The organism is Pleomorphomonas diazotrophica (assembly GCF_002844595.1).
Lineage (GTDB): Bacteria > Pseudomonadota > Alphaproteobacteria > Rhizobiales > Pleomorphomonadaceae > Pleomorphomonas > Pleomorphomonas diazotrophica.
In genome coordinates this window covers 122,896-139,078 of the sequence record NZ_PJNW01000011.1, presented here as the reverse complement: position 1 = coordinate 139,078, position 16,183 = coordinate 122,896, and the positions used below count along the sequence as shown (strand labels likewise).

At 65.7% G+C, this 16,183-nt stretch carries 17 protein-coding genes and 1 tRNA gene; 9 read left to right on the top strand and 9 right to left on the bottom strand.

Going from position 1 to position 16,183, the window contains the following annotated elements:
• Positions 1–60: 60 nt before the first annotated feature.
• A complete protein-coding gene (locus CXZ10_RS14020; RefSeq protein ID WP_101289965.1) occupies positions 61–531 on the bottom strand; it encodes an L-2-amino-thiazoline-4-carboxylic acid hydrolase in 471 nt (156 codons plus the stop codon).
• A 245-nt stretch (positions 532–776) separates the two neighbouring features.
• Here CXZ10_RS14020 and accD point away from each other — a divergent pair, with 245 nt between their 5' ends.
• Together accD and CXZ10_RS14010 are read left to right on the top strand one after the other, a co-directional pair.
• Positions 777–1,652, top strand: coding sequence for an acetyl-CoA carboxylase, carboxyltransferase subunit beta (accD, locus tag CXZ10_RS14015; protein WP_101289964.1), 876 nt, complete (start codon positions 777–779; stop codon positions 1,650–1,652).
• Between the two features lie 88 nt (positions 1,653–1,740).
• On the top strand, positions 1,741–3,063 hold the full coding sequence (locus tag CXZ10_RS14010) for a bifunctional folylpolyglutamate synthase/dihydrofolate synthase (protein WP_101289963.1): 1,323 nt from the start codon (positions 1,741–1,743) through the stop codon (positions 3,061–3,063).
• 7 nt (positions 3,064–3,070) lie between these two features.
• Here the strand turns inward: CXZ10_RS14010 and CXZ10_RS14005 are convergent, their stop codons facing one another.
• The gene (locus CXZ10_RS14005; RefSeq protein ID WP_101289962.1) at positions 3,071–3,739 is read right to left on the bottom strand and encodes a sulfate transporter family protein; all 669 of its coding nucleotides are present in this window, start codon (positions 3,737–3,739) and stop codon (positions 3,071–3,073) included.
• A gap of 115 nt (positions 3,740–3,854) precedes the next feature.
• On the opposite strand from CXZ10_RS14005, the gene CXZ10_RS14000 reads away from it, so the two are divergent.
• Positions 3,855–4,859 (top strand): adenosine kinase, encoded by a 1,005-nt coding sequence (locus CXZ10_RS14000; protein WP_101289961.1) that lies wholly within the window; start codon positions 3,855–3,857, stop codon positions 4,857–4,859.
• A 119-nt stretch (positions 4,860–4,978) separates the two neighbouring features.
• Here CXZ10_RS14000 and CXZ10_RS13995 read toward each other — a convergent pair whose 3' ends face one another.
• The gene (locus tag CXZ10_RS13995) at positions 4,979–5,965 is read right to left on the bottom strand and encodes a 2-hydroxyacid dehydrogenase (protein ID WP_101289960.1); all 987 of its coding nucleotides are present in this window, start codon (positions 5,963–5,965) and stop codon (positions 4,979–4,981) included.
• 217 nt (positions 5,966–6,182) lie between these two features.
• Between CXZ10_RS13995 and CXZ10_RS13990 the strand changes: the two genes are divergently transcribed.
• On the top strand, positions 6,183–6,695 hold the full coding sequence (locus CXZ10_RS13990; protein WP_180335996.1) for an SH3 domain-containing protein: 513 nt from the start codon (positions 6,183–6,185) through the stop codon (positions 6,693–6,695).
• A gap of 200 nt (positions 6,696–6,895) precedes the next feature.
• On the opposite strand, the gene gshB is transcribed toward CXZ10_RS13990, so the two are convergent.
• From gshB to CXZ10_RS13970, 4 genes are all read right to left on the bottom strand, one after another.
• Positions 6,896–7,834 carry a glutathione synthase gene (gshB, locus tag CXZ10_RS13985; RefSeq protein WP_101289958.1) on the bottom strand — a complete coding sequence of 313 codons (939 nt, stop codon included), beginning with the start codon at positions 7,832–7,834 and terminating at the stop codon, positions 6,896–6,898.
• Positions 7,835–7,907: 73 nt separating this feature from the next.
• Positions 7,908–8,264, bottom strand: a complete 357-nt coding sequence (locus CXZ10_RS13980; protein ID WP_101289957.1) for a YraN family protein — start codon at positions 8,262–8,264, stop codon at positions 7,908–7,910.
• A complete protein-coding gene (gene rsmI / locus CXZ10_RS13975) occupies positions 8,261–9,187 on the bottom strand; it encodes a 16S rRNA (cytidine(1402)-2'-O)-methyltransferase (RefSeq protein ID WP_180335995.1) in 927 nt (308 codons plus the stop codon). The genes CXZ10_RS13980 and rsmI overlap by 4 nt, the downstream gene beginning before the upstream one ends.
• Entirely contained in the window at positions 9,184–9,489 is a 306-nt protein-coding gene (locus tag CXZ10_RS13970) for a Dabb family protein (protein ID WP_101289956.1), read from the bottom strand. Before CXZ10_RS13970 ends, rsmI begins: the two co-directional genes overlap by 4 nt.
• A 182-nt stretch (positions 9,490–9,671) precedes the next feature.
• Between CXZ10_RS13970 and CXZ10_RS13965 the strand changes: the two genes are divergently transcribed.
• From CXZ10_RS13965 to CXZ10_RS13945, 5 genes are all read left to right on the top strand, one after another.
• Entirely contained in the window at positions 9,672–10,928 is a 1,257-nt protein-coding gene (locus tag CXZ10_RS13965; protein ID WP_101289955.1) for a penicillin-binding protein activator, read from the top strand.
• A 63-nt stretch (positions 10,929–10,991) separates the two neighbouring features.
• The gene (locus CXZ10_RS13960; RefSeq protein ID WP_101289954.1) at positions 10,992–11,651 is read left to right on the top strand and encodes a phosphoribosylanthranilate isomerase; all 660 of its coding nucleotides are present in this window, start codon (positions 10,992–10,994) and stop codon (positions 11,649–11,651) included.
• Positions 11,648–12,868, top strand: a complete 1,221-nt coding sequence (trpB, locus tag CXZ10_RS13955) for a tryptophan synthase subunit beta (RefSeq protein WP_101289953.1) — start codon at positions 11,648–11,650, stop codon at positions 12,866–12,868. Before CXZ10_RS13960 ends, trpB begins: the two co-directional genes overlap by 4 nt.
• Entirely contained in the window at positions 12,865–13,701 is an 837-nt protein-coding gene (trpA, locus tag CXZ10_RS13950) for a tryptophan synthase subunit alpha (protein WP_101289952.1), read from the top strand. The genes trpB and trpA overlap by 4 nt, the downstream gene beginning before the upstream one ends.
• Before the next feature lies 1 nt (position 13,702).
• Positions 13,703–15,160 (top strand): sodium:proton antiporter, encoded by a 1,458-nt coding sequence (locus CXZ10_RS13945; RefSeq protein WP_101289951.1) that lies wholly within the window; start codon positions 13,703–13,705, stop codon positions 15,158–15,160.
• Positions 15,161–15,230: 70 nt separating this feature from the next.
• Here the strand turns inward: CXZ10_RS13945 and CXZ10_RS13940 are convergent.
• Together CXZ10_RS13940 and CXZ10_RS13935 are read right to left on the bottom strand one after the other, a co-directional pair.
• A tRNA-Ala gene (locus CXZ10_RS13940) sits at positions 15,231–15,306 on the bottom strand.
• 270 nt (positions 15,307–15,576) lie between these two features.
• A complete protein-coding gene (locus CXZ10_RS13935; protein WP_101289950.1) occupies positions 15,577–15,957 on the bottom strand; it encodes a TIGR02300 family protein in 381 nt (126 codons plus the stop codon).
• Positions 15,958–16,183: the final 226 nt, after the last annotated feature.

The following is a 16,183-nucleotide window of genomic DNA, read 5'->3' as shown; positions in this document are numbered from 1 at the left end:
CCGGTTTCCATGCAAACGGTCTGAAACAAAAGCTTGGCGGAGAGCCCTCAGCCGAGGGGGTTAATCTCCCGTCTTGTCGAGACGATAGCGGAAATCGCAGCGTCGGCCGCCTTCCATGATGGTCTCGGTGCGTTCGAGCCGCATCGCGGGATTGTAGCCTTCGCAGAAGGCGGCATCTCGATTGCATGAAAGCAGCGCGCCTATATCGGCGAGGCCCATCTCCCTGTAGGTTTCGGCATAACGACAACGGGTGACGTCGTAGGAAAAACGATCAGCGGTTGATTCCTTCACCTCGATCGTCAGTGCATCCTCCGCCGTCCAGGCCGGCAGAATGGCCTCGAAATCGGCGAAGTCCGGCGTATGACCAAGGTCGACCCGGCATTTTTCGCCATGGGCCACCGCCGCCTTGCGAATGGCTGCGTCGATGGCCTGGCGCGCCGGCCCTTCGCCGAAGCGGGTCACGAGCTCACGATAGAGATGACCGACAATTTCCGCCTCGATACGGCGGCGTTCGATGATGGGCATCGGCATGGCTGTCTCCTGGGGCGGCACAGGCTAACCCGAGCGGCCTTCACGGGAAAGCGGCTTTTCCCGGTGGGCGCGGCCCCGCCGGACCTGCCAACGCCCGCGGCAAAACGACTTTGGTCCTTGGGAAGGCTGTGCTATGAGAGCCGTCGACGAAGGACCGGCAGCGCCCTGAGCCCTGGCTGCGGCCGGTTCTGCGCCGGGAGCGGCATGGCCGGCCGGCGTTCCGCGAGCAAAGGTCGAAATTCCCCGTGAACTGGATCAACAACGTCGTCCGCCCGAAAATCCGTTCCCTCTGGTCCGCCAAGCGCGATGTGCCCGAGAATCTCTGGGTAAAATGCCCCGAGACCGGCGAGATGGTTTTCCACCGCGACCTCGAAGCCAACCAGTGGGTGATCCCCAACTCCGGCTATCACATGCGCATGCCGCCCAAGGAGCGCTTCGTTCAGCTCTTCGACGGCAGCGATTACGAGGCGATTGCGACGCCTGCCGTGACGCAGGATCCGCTCAAGTTCCGCGACGAGAAGCGCTACGTCGACCGACTGCGCGATTCGCGGGCCAAGACCGGCAATGATGATGCCGTGCTGGTCGGCGCCGGCCGCGTCGAGGGCAATGCGGTGGTCGCCGCGGTGCAGGACTTCGACTTCATGGGCGGCTCGCTCGGCACAGCTGCTGGCGAAGCGATCATTCGCGGCATGGAAGAGGCAGTGGCCCGTTCGGCCGCCTTCGTGATGTTCACCGCCTCCGGTGGCGCCCGCATGCAGGAGGGCATCCTGTCGCTGATGCAGATGCCGCGCACCACGGTGGCGGTCGAGATGCTGCGCGAGGCGGGCCTGCCTTATCTCGTCGTGCTCACCAACCCGACGCTCGGTGGCGTCACCGCCTCCTATGCCATGCTGGGCGACGTGCATATCGCCGAGCCAGGGGCTCTGATCGGCTTCGCCGGTCCTCGCGTCATCGAGCAGACCATTCGCGAGAAGCTGCCGGAAGGCTTCCAGCGCTCCGAGTATCTTCACGAGCACGGCATGGTCGATCTCGTGGTGCACCGCCATGAGATGCGTGCCACCATCGGCCGTCTTGTCCGCCTGCTGACCCATGCCAAGGGTACCGCGCTCATCCCGGCCTGACGGCGAGCGGTCTCGATTTTTCGATCCTCCGCGCCGCCGTCAGGCGGCGCTTTCCTTTCGGGCCCTCGGCCCGTATCCGGACTATGCTATGGAAACGCCGCTCGACATCATCGACCGTCTTGGCGCCCGCTGGCCGAAGGGCTTCGACCTGTCGCTCGGCCGCATCCGCCGACTGCTCGGCGCGCTCGGCAATCCCGAACGCCGCGCGCCGCCGGTTTTTCACGTCGCCGGCACCAATGGCAAGGGCTCTACGGTTGCCTTTCTTCGGGCAATCCTCGAGGCCGAAGGGCTTCGCGTGCATGCCGACACATCGCCGCATCTCGTGCGCTATAACGAGCGCTTCCGCCTCGCCGACGGCCCGGGCGCGTCGAGCTTCGTCGATGACGATGCCTTTGCCGATGCGCTCTCTCGCACGGAGAAGGCCAATGGTGACGAGGCGATCACGCTGTTCGAGCTTCTGACCGCCGCCGGCTTTCTGCTGTTTGCCGAGCGGCCGGCTGACGCGTTGCTGCTGGAGGTCGGCCTTGGCGGCCGGTTCGATTCCACCAATGTGATCGACCGTCCGGCCGTGTCCGTCATAACCTCGATCTCGCTCGACCATCAGGCCTATCTCGGCGACACGGTCGAGAAGATCGCCTTCGAGAAGGCCGGTATACTCAAGGCTGGCGCGCCGGTCGTGCTATCGCCCAACCCTGATGGCGTCGTCGCCGTGGTGGAGCGGGTGGCCGCGGAAATCCGCGCCGGGTCGCTCATGATCGGTGGTCAGGACTGGACTGCCTTCGAGGAGCATGGTCGTCTGGTGTTTCAGGATGTCGACGGTCTTCTCGACCTGCCGCGACCGCGCCTTCCCGGCAGCCACCAGATCGTCAATGCCGGCACGGCCATCGCTGCCGTGCGGGCCTCCGGCTTCCGCGTCGGGCATGACGCCTTCGAGCGTGGCATGGAGCGCGTCGAGTGGCCGGCGCGCCTGCAGCGCCTCACCGCCGGCTCCATCGTTGATGCGGCGCCGGAAGGATCGGAGATCTGGCTGGACGGCGGGCACAACCCCGGTGCCGGCGAGGTCATCGCTTCCGCGATGGCCGATTTGGAGGAGCGTGTCGCCCGGCCACTGGTGCTCATTGCCGGCATGCTCGCCACCAAGGACCCGGTTGGCTTTTTCGAGGCTTTCGCGGGCCTCGCCCGCCGCGTCTACACCGTGCCCATCCGCGGATCGGACGCGGCGCGCGACCCGCAGGCGCTTGCCGCCGAAGCGCGTGGCGCCGGCGTCACGGCCATGGCGACGGGCGGTGTCGCCGCCGCGCTTGCCCACCTCCGCGACACTTGGTCGGGGCCCGCGCCGCGCATCCTGATCTGCGGCTCGCTCTATCTCGCCGGCGAGGTGCTGGCCGACAACGGCACGCCGCCGGCATGATTGGCGGTCAGGCCCGGTCCTGGCGCTCGGCGAGCTTCACGACATGGACCATCAAGGCCGTGGCGTAGAGCGGCGTCAGGATGTTGACGACGGGGATGGCCAGCAGCGCCGCGATGGTGAGGCCACCCAGCATGACCTTGCCGGAATGGGCGCTCCGGAACACCCGGGCATCTTCCGGCGAACGGAAGCGCATCGCCGCCTGCTCGAAATACTCCCGTCCCAGCAGATAGGCGTTCACGATCAGGAAGATCGGCACGTTGATGCCGGGCAGGAACAACAGCGGCAACATGGCGATGTTGACCAGCACGACGAAGCCGGTGAACCGCAGCGCCGAGAGAAAGCCGATCATCAGTGACTGAGAGACACCCGGCCGTTCTGTGGGGTAGCGCGTCCGTTCCACCACCTCCGCCACCTCGTCGGCGTAGAGGCCGGCGAACAGGGCCGTCACTGGCGCCACCAGGAAGCCGAGACCGACGAACAGCAGCAGCCCGGCCAGCCAGTCGGCGGCGGTCTGCCATTCCACCGGAAGCATGGCTACGAGATAATCCGCCACCGCGAAGGTGCCGATCCAGACAACGGCGAGCAGAGCGAGCGTGAGCCCGATCGACTTCCACAAAACCGCGCGAAACGGTGGCGTCGGGATGTCTCGGAGCGAGGTCAGGACGGCATTCAGCATTCTTCAGTCACTTCCCTGTATGCCGTAATGGTGCGGCTTGTCGGTCAGTTGGGAATGGTCTAGGCCAAATGGAAGACCTGTCCGCCGCGATCCCGGACCAAGGAGACGTTTTCAGATGAGCCTCGACCTCGATGTGCTGACCATCGGCAATGCCATCGTCGACATTCTTTCTCCCACCGAAGAAGACATGTTGGTGAAGCTTGGCGTCACCAAGGGCATGATGCGGCTGATCGATGCCGAGGAGGCCGGGCGGATCTATGACATGATGGGGCCGGCGGTCGAGGCATCAGGCGGTTCGGCGGCCAACACCGCGGCCGGCGTCGCCTCGTTCGGCGGTCACGCCGCCTATATCGGCAAGGTGGCGACTGACGCTTTCGGCGAGGTATTCACGCACGACATCCGTTCGCAGGGCGTGCATTTTGAGACGCGTCCGTTGTTTGACGGTGCCCCCACCGCCCGCAGCATGATCCTGATCACGCCCGACAGCGAGCGGACGATGAACACCTATCTGGGCGCCTGCCATCATCTCACCGTCGACGACATCGAGGAGAAGACGGTAGCCGCCGCTCGCTACACCTACCTCGAAGGCTTTCTGTGGGACCCGCCGGCCGCCAAGGAGGCCTTCCGCAAGGCTGCGGCTATCGCCCACGCCCACGGCCGCCTGGTCTCGCTCACCCTGTCCGACAGCTTCTGCGTCGATCGCTTCCGTGCCGAGTTTCTTGAGCTGATGCGCACGGGCATGGTCGATCTGGTCTTCGCCAACAAGGAAGAGGCCAAGGCGCTTTACGAGACGCATGATCTCGACACGGCGGTTGGCTGCCTCAGGCGCGACTGCAAGGCCGCTGCCGTGACGCTCGGAGAAGAGGGCGCGCTGGCCTTCGAGGGCGACGACCTCGTCTCGGCACCGGCCGTTAAGGTGGATGAACTGGTGGACATGACCGGCGCTGGCGACCAGTTCGCGGCCGGCTTCCTCTACGCCCGGTCGCGCGGTCTTTCGCTCGTCGAGGCGGCTCGGCTCGGCTGTCTGGCGGGTGGTGAATGCGTCGGCCATATCGGCCCGCGTCCGGCGGTCAGTCTCGCCCAACTCGCCCGCGATTCCGGCCTGAAGCTGCCGGCCTGAGGCTAACCTCCGCAAAGTGGATATTGAGCTGAAGCCGCGGGACGCGGCTTCCGGCGCCAAGCGGCGCCGCGCGAAGCGGAAGCTTAAGGGCCGGAGGCCCCCGGCGACTGAGGCCGGAATCAAAGCATCGACGGCAACACCCGGTCGGGCAGGTGGTGCTCGTCCATGAAGGCGCGGATGTTGACGATGACCTTCTCGCCCATTTCGATGCGGCTTTCGATGGTCGCCGAGCCCATGTGCGGCAACAGCAGTGCCCGGCCACATTTGACGAGCTTCGGGTTGATCGAGGGTTCCTGCTCGTAAACGTCGAGGCCGGCACCGGCCAACTCGCCTGCGACCAGCATGCGCGTCAGCGCCGCCTCATCGACGATCTCACCGCGGGCGGTGTTGATGAGATAGGCGTCAGGCCGCATCAGCTTCAGCCGTCGGGCCGACAGGAGGTGATAGGTTGCCGGCGTATGCGGGCAGTGGACCGTGACGATGTCCATCCGGTTCAGCATCTGGTCGAGGCTCTCGCACCAGGTGGCCGAGAGCTTGTCCTCGATCTCGGGCGGCAGGCGATGGCGATTGTGATAGAAGACCGACAGGCCGAAGGCGCCGGCACGGCGGGCCACCGCCTGGCCGATGCGCCCCATGCCGACGATGCCGAGCTTCTTGCCGCGAAGGCGGCTGCCGAGCATGCCGGTCGGCGACCAGCCCTGCCATTCCCCTGCCTGGAGCGCCCGCATACCACCGGCCATGTGGCGCGGCACGGCAAGGATCAGCGCCATGGTCATGTCGGCGGTGTCTTCGGTGAGCACGCCAGGCGTATTGGTGACGGCGATGCCCCGTTCGGTCGCCTTGATGACGTCGATGTTGTCGACGCCATTGCCGAAATTGGCGATCAGCTTCAGCCCGGCTCCGGCCTGGGCGATCACGCCGCTGTCGACGCGGTCGGTGACGGTCGGCACCAGCACGTCGGCGACACGGCTCGCCTCGACCAGTTCAGCCTGGGTCATAGGCCGGTCTGTTGAGTTGAGGCGGACGTCGAACAGCTCGCGCATCCGGGCTTCCACAACCTCGGGCAGTTTGCGCGTCACCACCACCAAGGGCTTTTTGCCGGCCATATTATCGTCCCGTCCTTCCTCAAGACCGCCGGCGGGCGACGGCCTGTTGCCGCAAGTGTCGGCCAGCCGCCGCCGGGCGTCAATCCGGCTGAGGTCCGATCCGCGTCATTCCATGTGGCGGCGTTGTTGACGCAACGTTAACTTCGACCGGCAACCATTAAGAAAAGCGCCGCCCCGTTGAGCGGCGCGTGTTCTCCGACATGAAAGGCAGGCAGCGATGAGGGCGGCGAGGCGACGGGCAGCGGCAATTCTGGCCGCGGGACTGATGCTCGCGGGACCTTCGTTGGCGCAAACCGTCGGCAGTTCCGGCCTGCCAGTTCCTCGCTTCGTCAGCCTGAAGTCCGACTCCGTCAATATTCGCCAGGGCCCTTCGCGCGATCAGGCGGTGATCTGGCGCTACGTGCGGGCCGGCATGCCGGTGGAGATCACCCAGGAGTTCGAGAACTGGCGGCGCATCCGCGATTTCGAGGGCGGTGAGGGCTGGGTGTTCCACTCGCTCCTGTCGGGTACGCGCACCGCCATTGTCGCACCCTGGGCCGCAGCCGGCACCCAGATCGACCTGCACGCGGATCCCGACGACACAAGCCGGGTCACCGCTCGCGTCGAGCCGAAGGTGCAGGCGCCGGTCGAGAAATGCGACGGCACCTGGTGCCGGCTCGACGGCAAGGGCTTTTCCGGCTGGATCGCCCAAGCCTCGCTCTGGGGCGTCTACCCCGACGAGAAGTTCTGAGAGCCCGACCCCAAACTCTACTGGGGCGGGCATCTCCGGGCATCCGCTTGGCCCGAAAAGTCAGCAACTTTTCGGGCGGATGCCTGAGCTTCGCTTTCTGCGCTTCCGGTGCTCACGAACCTCAAGTTCGCTCCGCTCCGGTTCTCGAAACCATCGCTATCTGCCGCGCCCCAGCGAGTTTCAAGTCGGGCTCTGATCCTTCAGAAGTGGGATTCGATGGCGTCCCACACCAAGGCTGCGACATCGGGACCCCCGAGTCGCTTGATGGCGCGGATGCCGGTGGGCGACGTCACGTTGATCTCGGTCAGCTTGTCGCCGATGACGTCGATGCCGACGAAGATTAGGCCGCGGTCGCGGAGTTCCGGCCCGATCGCCTCGCAGATTTCGAGGTCGCGCTTGCTCACCTCGGTGGTGGCCGCCGCCCCGCCGCGCACCATGTTGGAGCGGAGATCGCCCTCCGCCGGCACGCGGTTGACGAGGCCGGCGAACTTGCCGTCGACCAGGATGATGCGCTTGTCCCCCGCCCGGACGGCCGGCAGATAGCGCTGGGCGATGAAGGGATCGCGTGACTGCGTCATGAACAGTTCGAGGAAGGCGCTGAAATTGTCGTCGTCGGGCTTCACGTGATAGACGCCCTGGCCGCCGGCCCCGTAGAGCGGCTTCAGCACGATGTCGCCGAACTCGGCCCGGAAGGCCCTGATCTCCTCGGGATCGCGGGTGATGATCGTCTCCGGCATCAACTCGGGATAGTTCATCACCAGCAGCTTTTCCGGTGCGTCACGCACTTCCGCCGGATCGTTGACCACCAGCGTCGACGGATGGATGCGCTCCAGCATGTAGGTGGTGGAAAGATAGGCCATGTCGAACGGCGGGTCCTGACGGAGCAGTACCACGTCGAGCGTCGAGAGGTCGGTCTTCTCCGGCGATCCAAGTGTGAAGTGGTTGCCGGGCTCGTCGCGCACCACCACCGGCTCGATCGCCGCCGTCACCCGTCCCGAACGCAGCGTCAGCTTGTCTGGCGTGTAGTGGAAGAGGCTGTGACCGCGCTTCTGCGCCTCGAGCATCAGCGCGAAGGTGGAATCGCCGGCGAGGCGGATCGAGGCGATGTGGTCCATCTGGACGGCGACGGAAAGGCTCATGGCGGCAACTCGTCTTCGGAAAGGGTCGCCCGTTTATGGGCGGCTTCCGGCTGCCGCGCAACGGGAAAGCACTTCACGAAAACGCGTTCTCGACATGCAGCGGCCAGCGGCGCGGGCTGACCACCACGAGGTCGAAGCGCAGCGTGAAATCGATGAATTGCGGGTGGCGGGACAGGTAGAGATCGGCCGCCGCTTCGATGCGTCGGTAGCCTTCGGCGGCGATCGCCTCAAGGCCAGCCTCAAGGGAAGGGCGCGCCTTCACTTCGACGAAGGCCAGTACCTGGCCGCGTCGCGCCACGATGTCGATTTCGCCGAGCGGCGTGCGATAGCGGGTGGCCAGCACGCGGTAACCCTTGAGGCGCAGCAGCCAGGCGGCAATGCCCTCGGCCACCAGGCCGCGGGCGTGGCCGGCTCGGCGATCGGCCCTCATTCCGCGTCTCCGCCGCCGGCGTCGATCACGGCCTTAAGCTTCAGGGCCAGCGCGTAGACCTCCTTGCGCGGCCGGCCGGTGGCCTTTGCCACCTCGGCGGCGGCTTGTCCGGCGCCCTTGCTTTCGAGCGCGGCGGCAAGCAGCGCCTCGATGTCGGCCTCGCCGGCTTGGTCGCCCAGCGGTGCGCCGACCACCAGCACGATCTCGCCGCGCGGCGGATCGGCCTCGGCGCCGGCAGCCAGTTCGGACAACGTACCGCGTCGCACCTCCTCGAACCGCTTGGTGAGTTCGCGGCAGAGCGCCGCCGGCCGATCACCCCCCAGTACCTCGGCCATGTCGGCGAGTGTTTCGGCCGCCCGATGCGGCGATTCGTAGGTGACGAGTGTTGCCGGCACGGTGCGGAAATCGGCGAGACGATTGCGGCGTGTGCCAGCCTTGTGTGGCAGGAAGCCGAGGAAAAGGAAGGTGTCGGTGGGCAGGCCGGCGGCCACCAGGGCCGACAGGATGGCCGAGGCGCCGGGAATGGGGATGACGCGAATGCCCTCGGTGAGGGCCTCCTCGACCAGTTTGTAGCCTGGGTCGGAAATCAGCGGCGTGCCGGCATCGGACACCAGCGCGAGGCGCATGCCGCCCCGGAGCATGGCCAGAAGGCGCGGCCGTTCGCGGGCGGCGTTGTGCTCGTGGTAGATGGCGAGCGGCTTGCGGATACCGTAGCGGTCGAGCAAGACGGCGGTGACGCGACTATCCTCGCAGATGATGAGGTCGGCGCCGGCCAGCACGTCGAGCGCCCGAAGCGAGATGTCCGAAAGGTTGCCGATTGGCGTCGCCACCGGATAGAGGCCGGGCTCGATCGGCTTGCCGGCGAAGGCGGTGCCGTCGATGGAATAACCCGTCGTCGTGGTCTTGCCGCCTGTCTCGCTCATGACGATTGCCGTTCCCTCCTCGCGACGACGTCTGCGGCGATGCGAAGGTCGCGAAGCGGTCGCACCGCGGCGATCGACGCCTGATAGCTCGGATGCGCCTTGAAGGCATCGAGCGCGGCGGCGTCCGTGAACTCGCCGTAAACAACGAAGTCCACCTCATTGCCGAGGCTGTCGAGCTTCAGGTTCTCTCCCACCTCGAGAAGCAGGGCATGCGGATTGGCCTCGAGCAGACGAAGGCCGTCGAGGACCCGCTGGCGGTCGTCCTCGGAACGGACGGAGAAATAGACGATATGCCTGATCATGAAATTCCCTTGGCCGGCCCTTGAGAGCCGCGCGTTCCAGCTCCCAAAACCACACTTCAGCGGGAAAATCGAGCCGTCCGGGTCGATTCCTCGCCTCTCCACCGGTAAATGGCATGTAAGGAGTTGCATCTACGGCCGTTTGTCATTGAAATGGCGCGGATGCTTTTGCGGCGGAAGGTAAGATGATGACCCGTGACGATGGCAGGGTTGCGAGCGGTGCGGTTGGTTTTGCCGTGACGACGGAGGCGAGCGACCGGCATGTTGAGGGAAGCGGGCTGACCCGGCGTCTCGCCCTTCTCCTGTTGGGTGGTGCGGCCTTGGCCGCCTGTTCGCCGACGAGCCGGCCGAGCGGCGGCGACACGCTTCTTCCGGCACCCACCGGACCGGCCATATCGGGCGAGGTGCTCGGCACTGGAACGGTGCGCGTGGCGCTCTTGCTGCCGAAGACGGCGCCGGGCAATGGCGCAACACTGGCCGCTGCCATGCAGAACGCCGCTTCGCTCGGCCTCAGCGACTTCTCCGGCAACGATCTCACGGTTCTGGTGAAGGATACGCGCGGCTCCGCCGAAGGCGCCGCCGAGGCGGCGCGACAGGCAATTTCTGAAGGTGCCGAGTTGATCATCGGCCCGATCTTCGCGGCCGAGGTGGGTGGCGTCGGTCCGGTGGCGCGTGCGGCCTCGGTGCCGGTAATCGCCTTCTCGTCCGATCCGTCCGTCGCTGCGAGCGGCGTCTATATCCTCGGCTTCCTGGTCGACGGCCAGGTCCGCCGCGTCGTCGCCGAGGCCGCGCGATCCGGCCGCAAATCCATCGCTGCCATCATGTCGCAAAGCGCCTTCGGCAATCTCGCGGAAGCGGCGTTGCGCCAGGAGGCCGGCCGTTACGGCATGCGCGTCGTCGCGGTCGAGCGCTTCGCCGCTGGCGGCGAGGCGCAGTCGGTGGCGGCCATCGCCGCCGTCGCCTCGCAGATCGACTGCCTTCTGCTGCCCGAGGGCGCCGGCGTGGCGCCGACCATCGCCCGGTCGTTGCGCACGGCTGGCGTCGATTTGTCCCGCATCAAGCTGCTCGGAACTGGCGTCTGGAACGATCCTTCCGTCTACAACGACCCGGCTCTCACCGGCGGCTGGTTCCCCTCGCCGGAAATCTCCGGCTTCTCGGCCTTCGCCAGCCGTTACCGGTCGACCTATGGCGGGGAGCCGCCGCTCACCGCCTCGCTCGCCTATGATGCGGTGGTGCTGGCCGCCGGCCTCGCCAAGACGGCAGGCGCCCAGCGCTTCCAGCTCTCGGTGATCACCAACCCCGAGGGCTTCCTGTCGTCGGTGAATGGCCTGTTCCGCTTCAACGCCTTTGGCACCAACGACCGCGGCCTCGCCGTTTACGAGGTGACGGGCTCGACACCGTCGCTGGTCTCCGCCGCCCCACGTGCCTTCACCGGCGCCTGACGTCCGGCATTCTCATCGATCGGGCAGAGGCGGCCCTGGCCGCCGTCCCGTCAGGCTGCTGACATGATATCCCCCCTTCACGTCAAGATCTGCGGTCTCTCCACGTCGGAAAGCCTGGAATGGGCGCTTTCTGCCGGTGCCGATCTTGTCGGCTTCGTGCATTTTCCGAAAAGCCCGCGCCACATCTCCGCCGAGGTTGCTGCGACTCTCGCCCGTCAGGTAGGAAACCGCGCGAAGACGGTGGTTCTGACCGTCGATGCCGACGACGACCTGCTCGATCATCTCGTCGCGACGATCGCCCCTGACGCCATTCAGTTGCACGGCCGCGAGAGCCCCGAGCGAGTCGCCGACGTGCGCCGACGCCTCGGGCGGTCGGTGATCAAGGCGCTGGGCATCGGCTCCGCCGAGGACGCTGCTGGCGCCCGCGCCTACACCAGCGTCGCCGATCTCCTGCTCTACGATGCCAAACCGCCGAAGGATGCTAGCCGGCCGGGCGGACTGGGCGTTACCTTCGACTGGTCGCTTCTCGCAGGGGCGCCGACGCCCTTCTTGCTTTCCGGCGGGCTTGATCCTACCAACGTCGAAGATGCGGTACGGCAGGTGCGCCCATATGGCGTCGACGTGTCCTCAGGTGTCGAGAGCGCACCGGGCCGGAAGGACGAGGCCCGCATCCGCGCCTTCGTGGCGGCAGCGCGTGCGGCGAATGAAGAGGGGCAACGATGAACGAGGCGACGCGGAATTCCTACCGGACGGGCCCGGACGAGCGCGGTCACTTCGGCATCTTCGGTGGCCGCTACGTCGCCGAGACGCTGATGCCGCTGATCCTCGAGCTCGATCAGGCCTACGAGGCCGCCAAGGCGGATCCGGCTTTTCAGGGCGAGCTCAAGGCACTGCATGCGACCTACACCGGCCGGCCGAGCCCGCTCTATTTCGCTGAACGGCTCTCCGCCCATCTCGGCGGCGCCAAGATCTACTTGAAGCGTGAAGAGCTCAACCACACCGGCAGTCACAAGATCAACAACTGCCTTGGCCAGATTCTGCTTGCTCGCCGCATGGGCAAGACGCGGATCATCGCCGAAACCGGTGCCGGCCAGCATGGCGTCGCCTCGGCCACCGTTTGCGCCCGCTTCGGCTATCCCTGCGAAGTCTACATGGGTGCCACCGATGTCGAGCGACAGAAGCCCAACGTCTTCCGCATGGAACTCCTGGGCGCCAAGGTTCATCCCGTCACGGCCGGCAACGGTACGCTGAAGGACGCCATGAACGAGGCGCTACGCGACTGGGTGACCAACGTCGAGACGACCTACTACATGATCGGCACGGCGGCCGGTCCCCACCCCTATCCGGCCATGGTGCGCGACTTCCAGTCGGTCATCGGCAACGAGACGCGCGAGCAGATGCTCGCCGCTGAAGGTCGCCTGCCCGATCTCGTCATCGCCGCCGTCGGCGGCGGCTCCAATGCCATCGGCATCTTCCATCCCTTCCTCGATGACCCTGACGTGCGCATCGTTGGCGTCGAAGCTGGCGGTCATGGCATGCATGTCTACAACGGCCATGCCGCTTCTCTGAACGGTGGCAAGCCGGGCGTGCTGCACGGCAACCGCACCTATCTCCTGCAGGACGACGACGGCCAGATTCTCGAGGGCCATTCCATCTCGGCCGGCCTCGACTATCCCGGCATCGGTCCCGAGCATTCCTGGCTGAACGACAGCGGGCGCGTCACCTACGTGCCTGCCACCGACCAGGAGGCGCTCGACGCCTTCCAGACGCTGACCAAGGTCGAGGGCATCATCCCGGCGCTCGAAAGCGCCCACGCCGTCGCCGAGGCCATCAAGCGCGCGCCGACCATGGCCAAGGACGAGATCATTGTCGTCAACCTGTCCGGCCGCGGCGACAAGGACGTCTTCACCGTCGGCAAGATCCTGGGGGTCGACCTGTGAGTTCCCTTCCCGTCACCCGTATCGACACCCGCCTTGCCAAGCTGAAAGCCGAGGGACGAGCGGCATTGGTCACCTTCGTCACCGCTGGTGATCCTGATGCTGACACTTCGCTGTCCATTCTGAAGGCGCTGCCGGGCGCTGGCGCCGACATCATCGAGTTTGGCATGCCTTTCTCCGACCCGATGGCCGAGGGACCGCCGATCCAGGCGGCCGACATCCGGGCACTTGCCGCCGGGCAGACCATGGTGAAGACGCTGGAGCAGGTCCGCGCCTTCCGTGAGGGCGACAACGAGACGCCGCTGGTCCTGATGGGTTACTACAACCCCATCTACATCTACGGCGTCGAACGCTTTGTCTCCGACGCCAAGGCGGCCGGAGTCGATGGTCTGATCGTGGTCGATCTGCCGCCGGAAGAGGACGAGGAACTGTGCCTGCCGGCGATCAAGGCCGGCGTTAGCTTTATCCGCCTGGCGACCCCGACGTCGGACGACAAGCGCTTGCCGGTGCTGCTTCGGAACTCCTCGGGCTTCGTCTATTACGTCTCGGTGCTCGGTGTGACCGGCGTCAAGTCGGCTGCCGCCGGCGACGTCGCCACTGCTGTCGCCCGCATCAAGGCGCATACGCCGTTGCCGGTGATGGTCGGCTTCGGTGTCAAGACGGGCGATCAGGCGGCGGGCATTGCCGCTCACGCCGATGGCGTGGTGGTCGGTTCGGCGCTGGTCAATGCGGTTCGCGATTCGCTCGTGGATGGCAAGGCGACCGGCGCGACGGTCAAGGCGGTCACTGATCTGGTCGCCGATCTCGCCGCCGGCGTGCGGCGCGGACGTGCGTGACATGGGTGGAGCGGCTAGGTCTTCTCTACTTCCCGTCGTCGCGAGACGGATCTGCTTTGCGGCCAGCCTGGTCAGCCTCTCGGCGCCTGCCCTCGCCGCGGAGGGCGCGCATGGTCTCGACGGCGCATCGCTGGGGATGGTCTGGGCATTGCCTTTTGTTGGCATTCTGCTCTCCATCGCCCTAGGCCCATTGCTGGCACCGCGTTTCTGGCATCATCATTTCGGCAAGGTGGCGCTGGCCTGGGCGCTGGCCTTTCTGGTGCCCTTTGCCGCCATAGAAGGGCTGCCCGCTGTGGCGCCCCCGCTGGCCGAGGCCCTGCTGCACGACTACATACCCTTCGTCATCCTGCTCGGCGCGCTCTTCACCATTGCCGGCGGCGTCCTCGTCACCGGCAACCTGCATGGATCGCCGCGCACCAACCTTGCCCTGCTGGGGATCGGCACGCTGCTCGCCTCGGTGATCGGGACGACCGGCGCGTCGATGGTGATGATCCGCCCGCTGATCCGCGCCAATGACGGCCGCCGGCACAACGTGCATGTCATCGTCTTCTTCATCTTTCTGGTGTCCAACATCGGCGGATCGCTGACGCCCATCGGCGACCCGCCGTTGTTTCTGGGCTATCTCCGAGGCATCGGCTTCTTCTGGACGACGCTGCACATGCTGGCGGAAGCGGGTTTCGCCATCCTCGTGCTGCTCGCGCTGTTCTATGCGATCGACCGCCGGCTCTATCGCCGCGACGACGATTTCAGGGGGCTGGCCGATCCCACGCCCGATACTGGCCGCCTTGGTCTTGGGGGCATCGTCAACCTCGTCTTGCTGCTGGTGGTGGTTGGCGCAGTTCTGCTGTCCGGCTCGTGGAAGCCGGGCATCGCCTTCCATGTCATGGGCGTCGACGTCGAGCTGCAAAACACCACCCGCGACGTCCTGCTGATTCTCGCTGGGCTCGCCTCGCTCTGGCTGACGCCCGAGGGCCTCCGTCAGCGCAATGGTTTCGAGTGGGGGCCGATCGTCGAGGTCGCCAAACTGTTTGCCGGCATCTTCGTGACCATCATTCCGGTTCTCGCCATGCTGAGGGCGGCCCATGACGGCGCTTTTGCGCCGCTTATCGGTCTGGTGACGGCAGCAGATGGCACGCCTGTCAACGCCATGTATTTTTGGGCGACCGGCTTCCTCTCGTCCTTCCTCGACAACGCGCCAACCTATCTCGTCTTCTTCAACCTCGCTGGCGGCGATCCCACCCGCCTGATGGGCGACATGGCCGGTACGCTCGTGGCGATCTCGGCCGGCGCCGTGTTCATGGGCGCCAACACCTATATCGGCAACGCGCCGAACTTCATGGTGAAGTCGATTGCCGAACGGTCCGGCATCCACATGCCCTCCTTCTTCGGCTACATGGCGTGGTCGGCTGGCATCCTGTTGCCGCTGTTCCTCATCACGACCCTGATCTTCTTCGGCTGAAGTCGAGAACGAGCACCGACGCAACGCAAAGCGTTGCCAAATCCAAGCATTCAAATCTGTAAGGAAGGATTGGTGGAGCTAAGCGGGATCGAACCGCTGACCTCCTGCATGCCATGCAGGCGCTCTCCCAGCTGAGCTATAGCCCCATCAGGCGTCGTTTCCGGTTTCGGAAGAGGCCGTCCTGCTTTCGCTTTCGGGCGCTGCCGGTGTGGGTTCCGGCTCGACGAGGCGGGATATACTCAGCATTCCCTCGCCGATCAAGAGGTTTTTCAGGCTCCGGCGATTTTTCCGTCATCTTTTTGGAGAAATGGCGGATTTCAGAGGTTTTTGAAGGGCTTGTCCGCTCTCGGCCAAAAAAGGAAAGGCCGGCTGGGAGCGCCAGCCGGCCTTGGGTGTCGCGGAACGGGCAGGGAAGCTCAGTGCTCTTCCTCGTCGCCGACATCGCCGATCAGGTCGGACATGTCGCCGCCGTCTTCGTCCTCTTCTTCGAGGAAAACGTCGTCTTCCGGCGTCTCGTCCTCGATGTCGGAATCCTCGATATCGGGCACATCGTCGCCGTCGGCGTCCTCGGCATCCTCGAGGCTCACGAACTCGGGGGTGAGCGCGCCGACCTCGGCGATCTCCTCCTCGTTGTCCTCTTCATCGTCGATGGCGGTCGCCGGCCGCGCCCGCGCCGCCAGTCCGGCGTCGAACTGGGTGCCGCATTTCGGGCAGAGAATCGGAGAACGGTTGAGATCGTAATATTTCGCGCCACAGCTAGGGCAAAGACGCTTCAGCCCAAGTTCAGGTTTCGCCACGGTCGGCCTCGCGTTTATCAGGGAAATCGGGCAGGCACATATAGGCAAACCGGGGGCTGTGTCAAAGGTGAATTGGTGGCGATGGCCGCGCAAATGAGACCTAGCGCTCCGTTGCCGCCGGTGATGCCGGACGAGTGACGCGGCTCTTCGGCTGTGCTAGAGCGGCCCTGCGTTCGTGACAACCTGTCGCGACGAAGAATGTCGTTCCGGCTGTCGCTTGACGAGG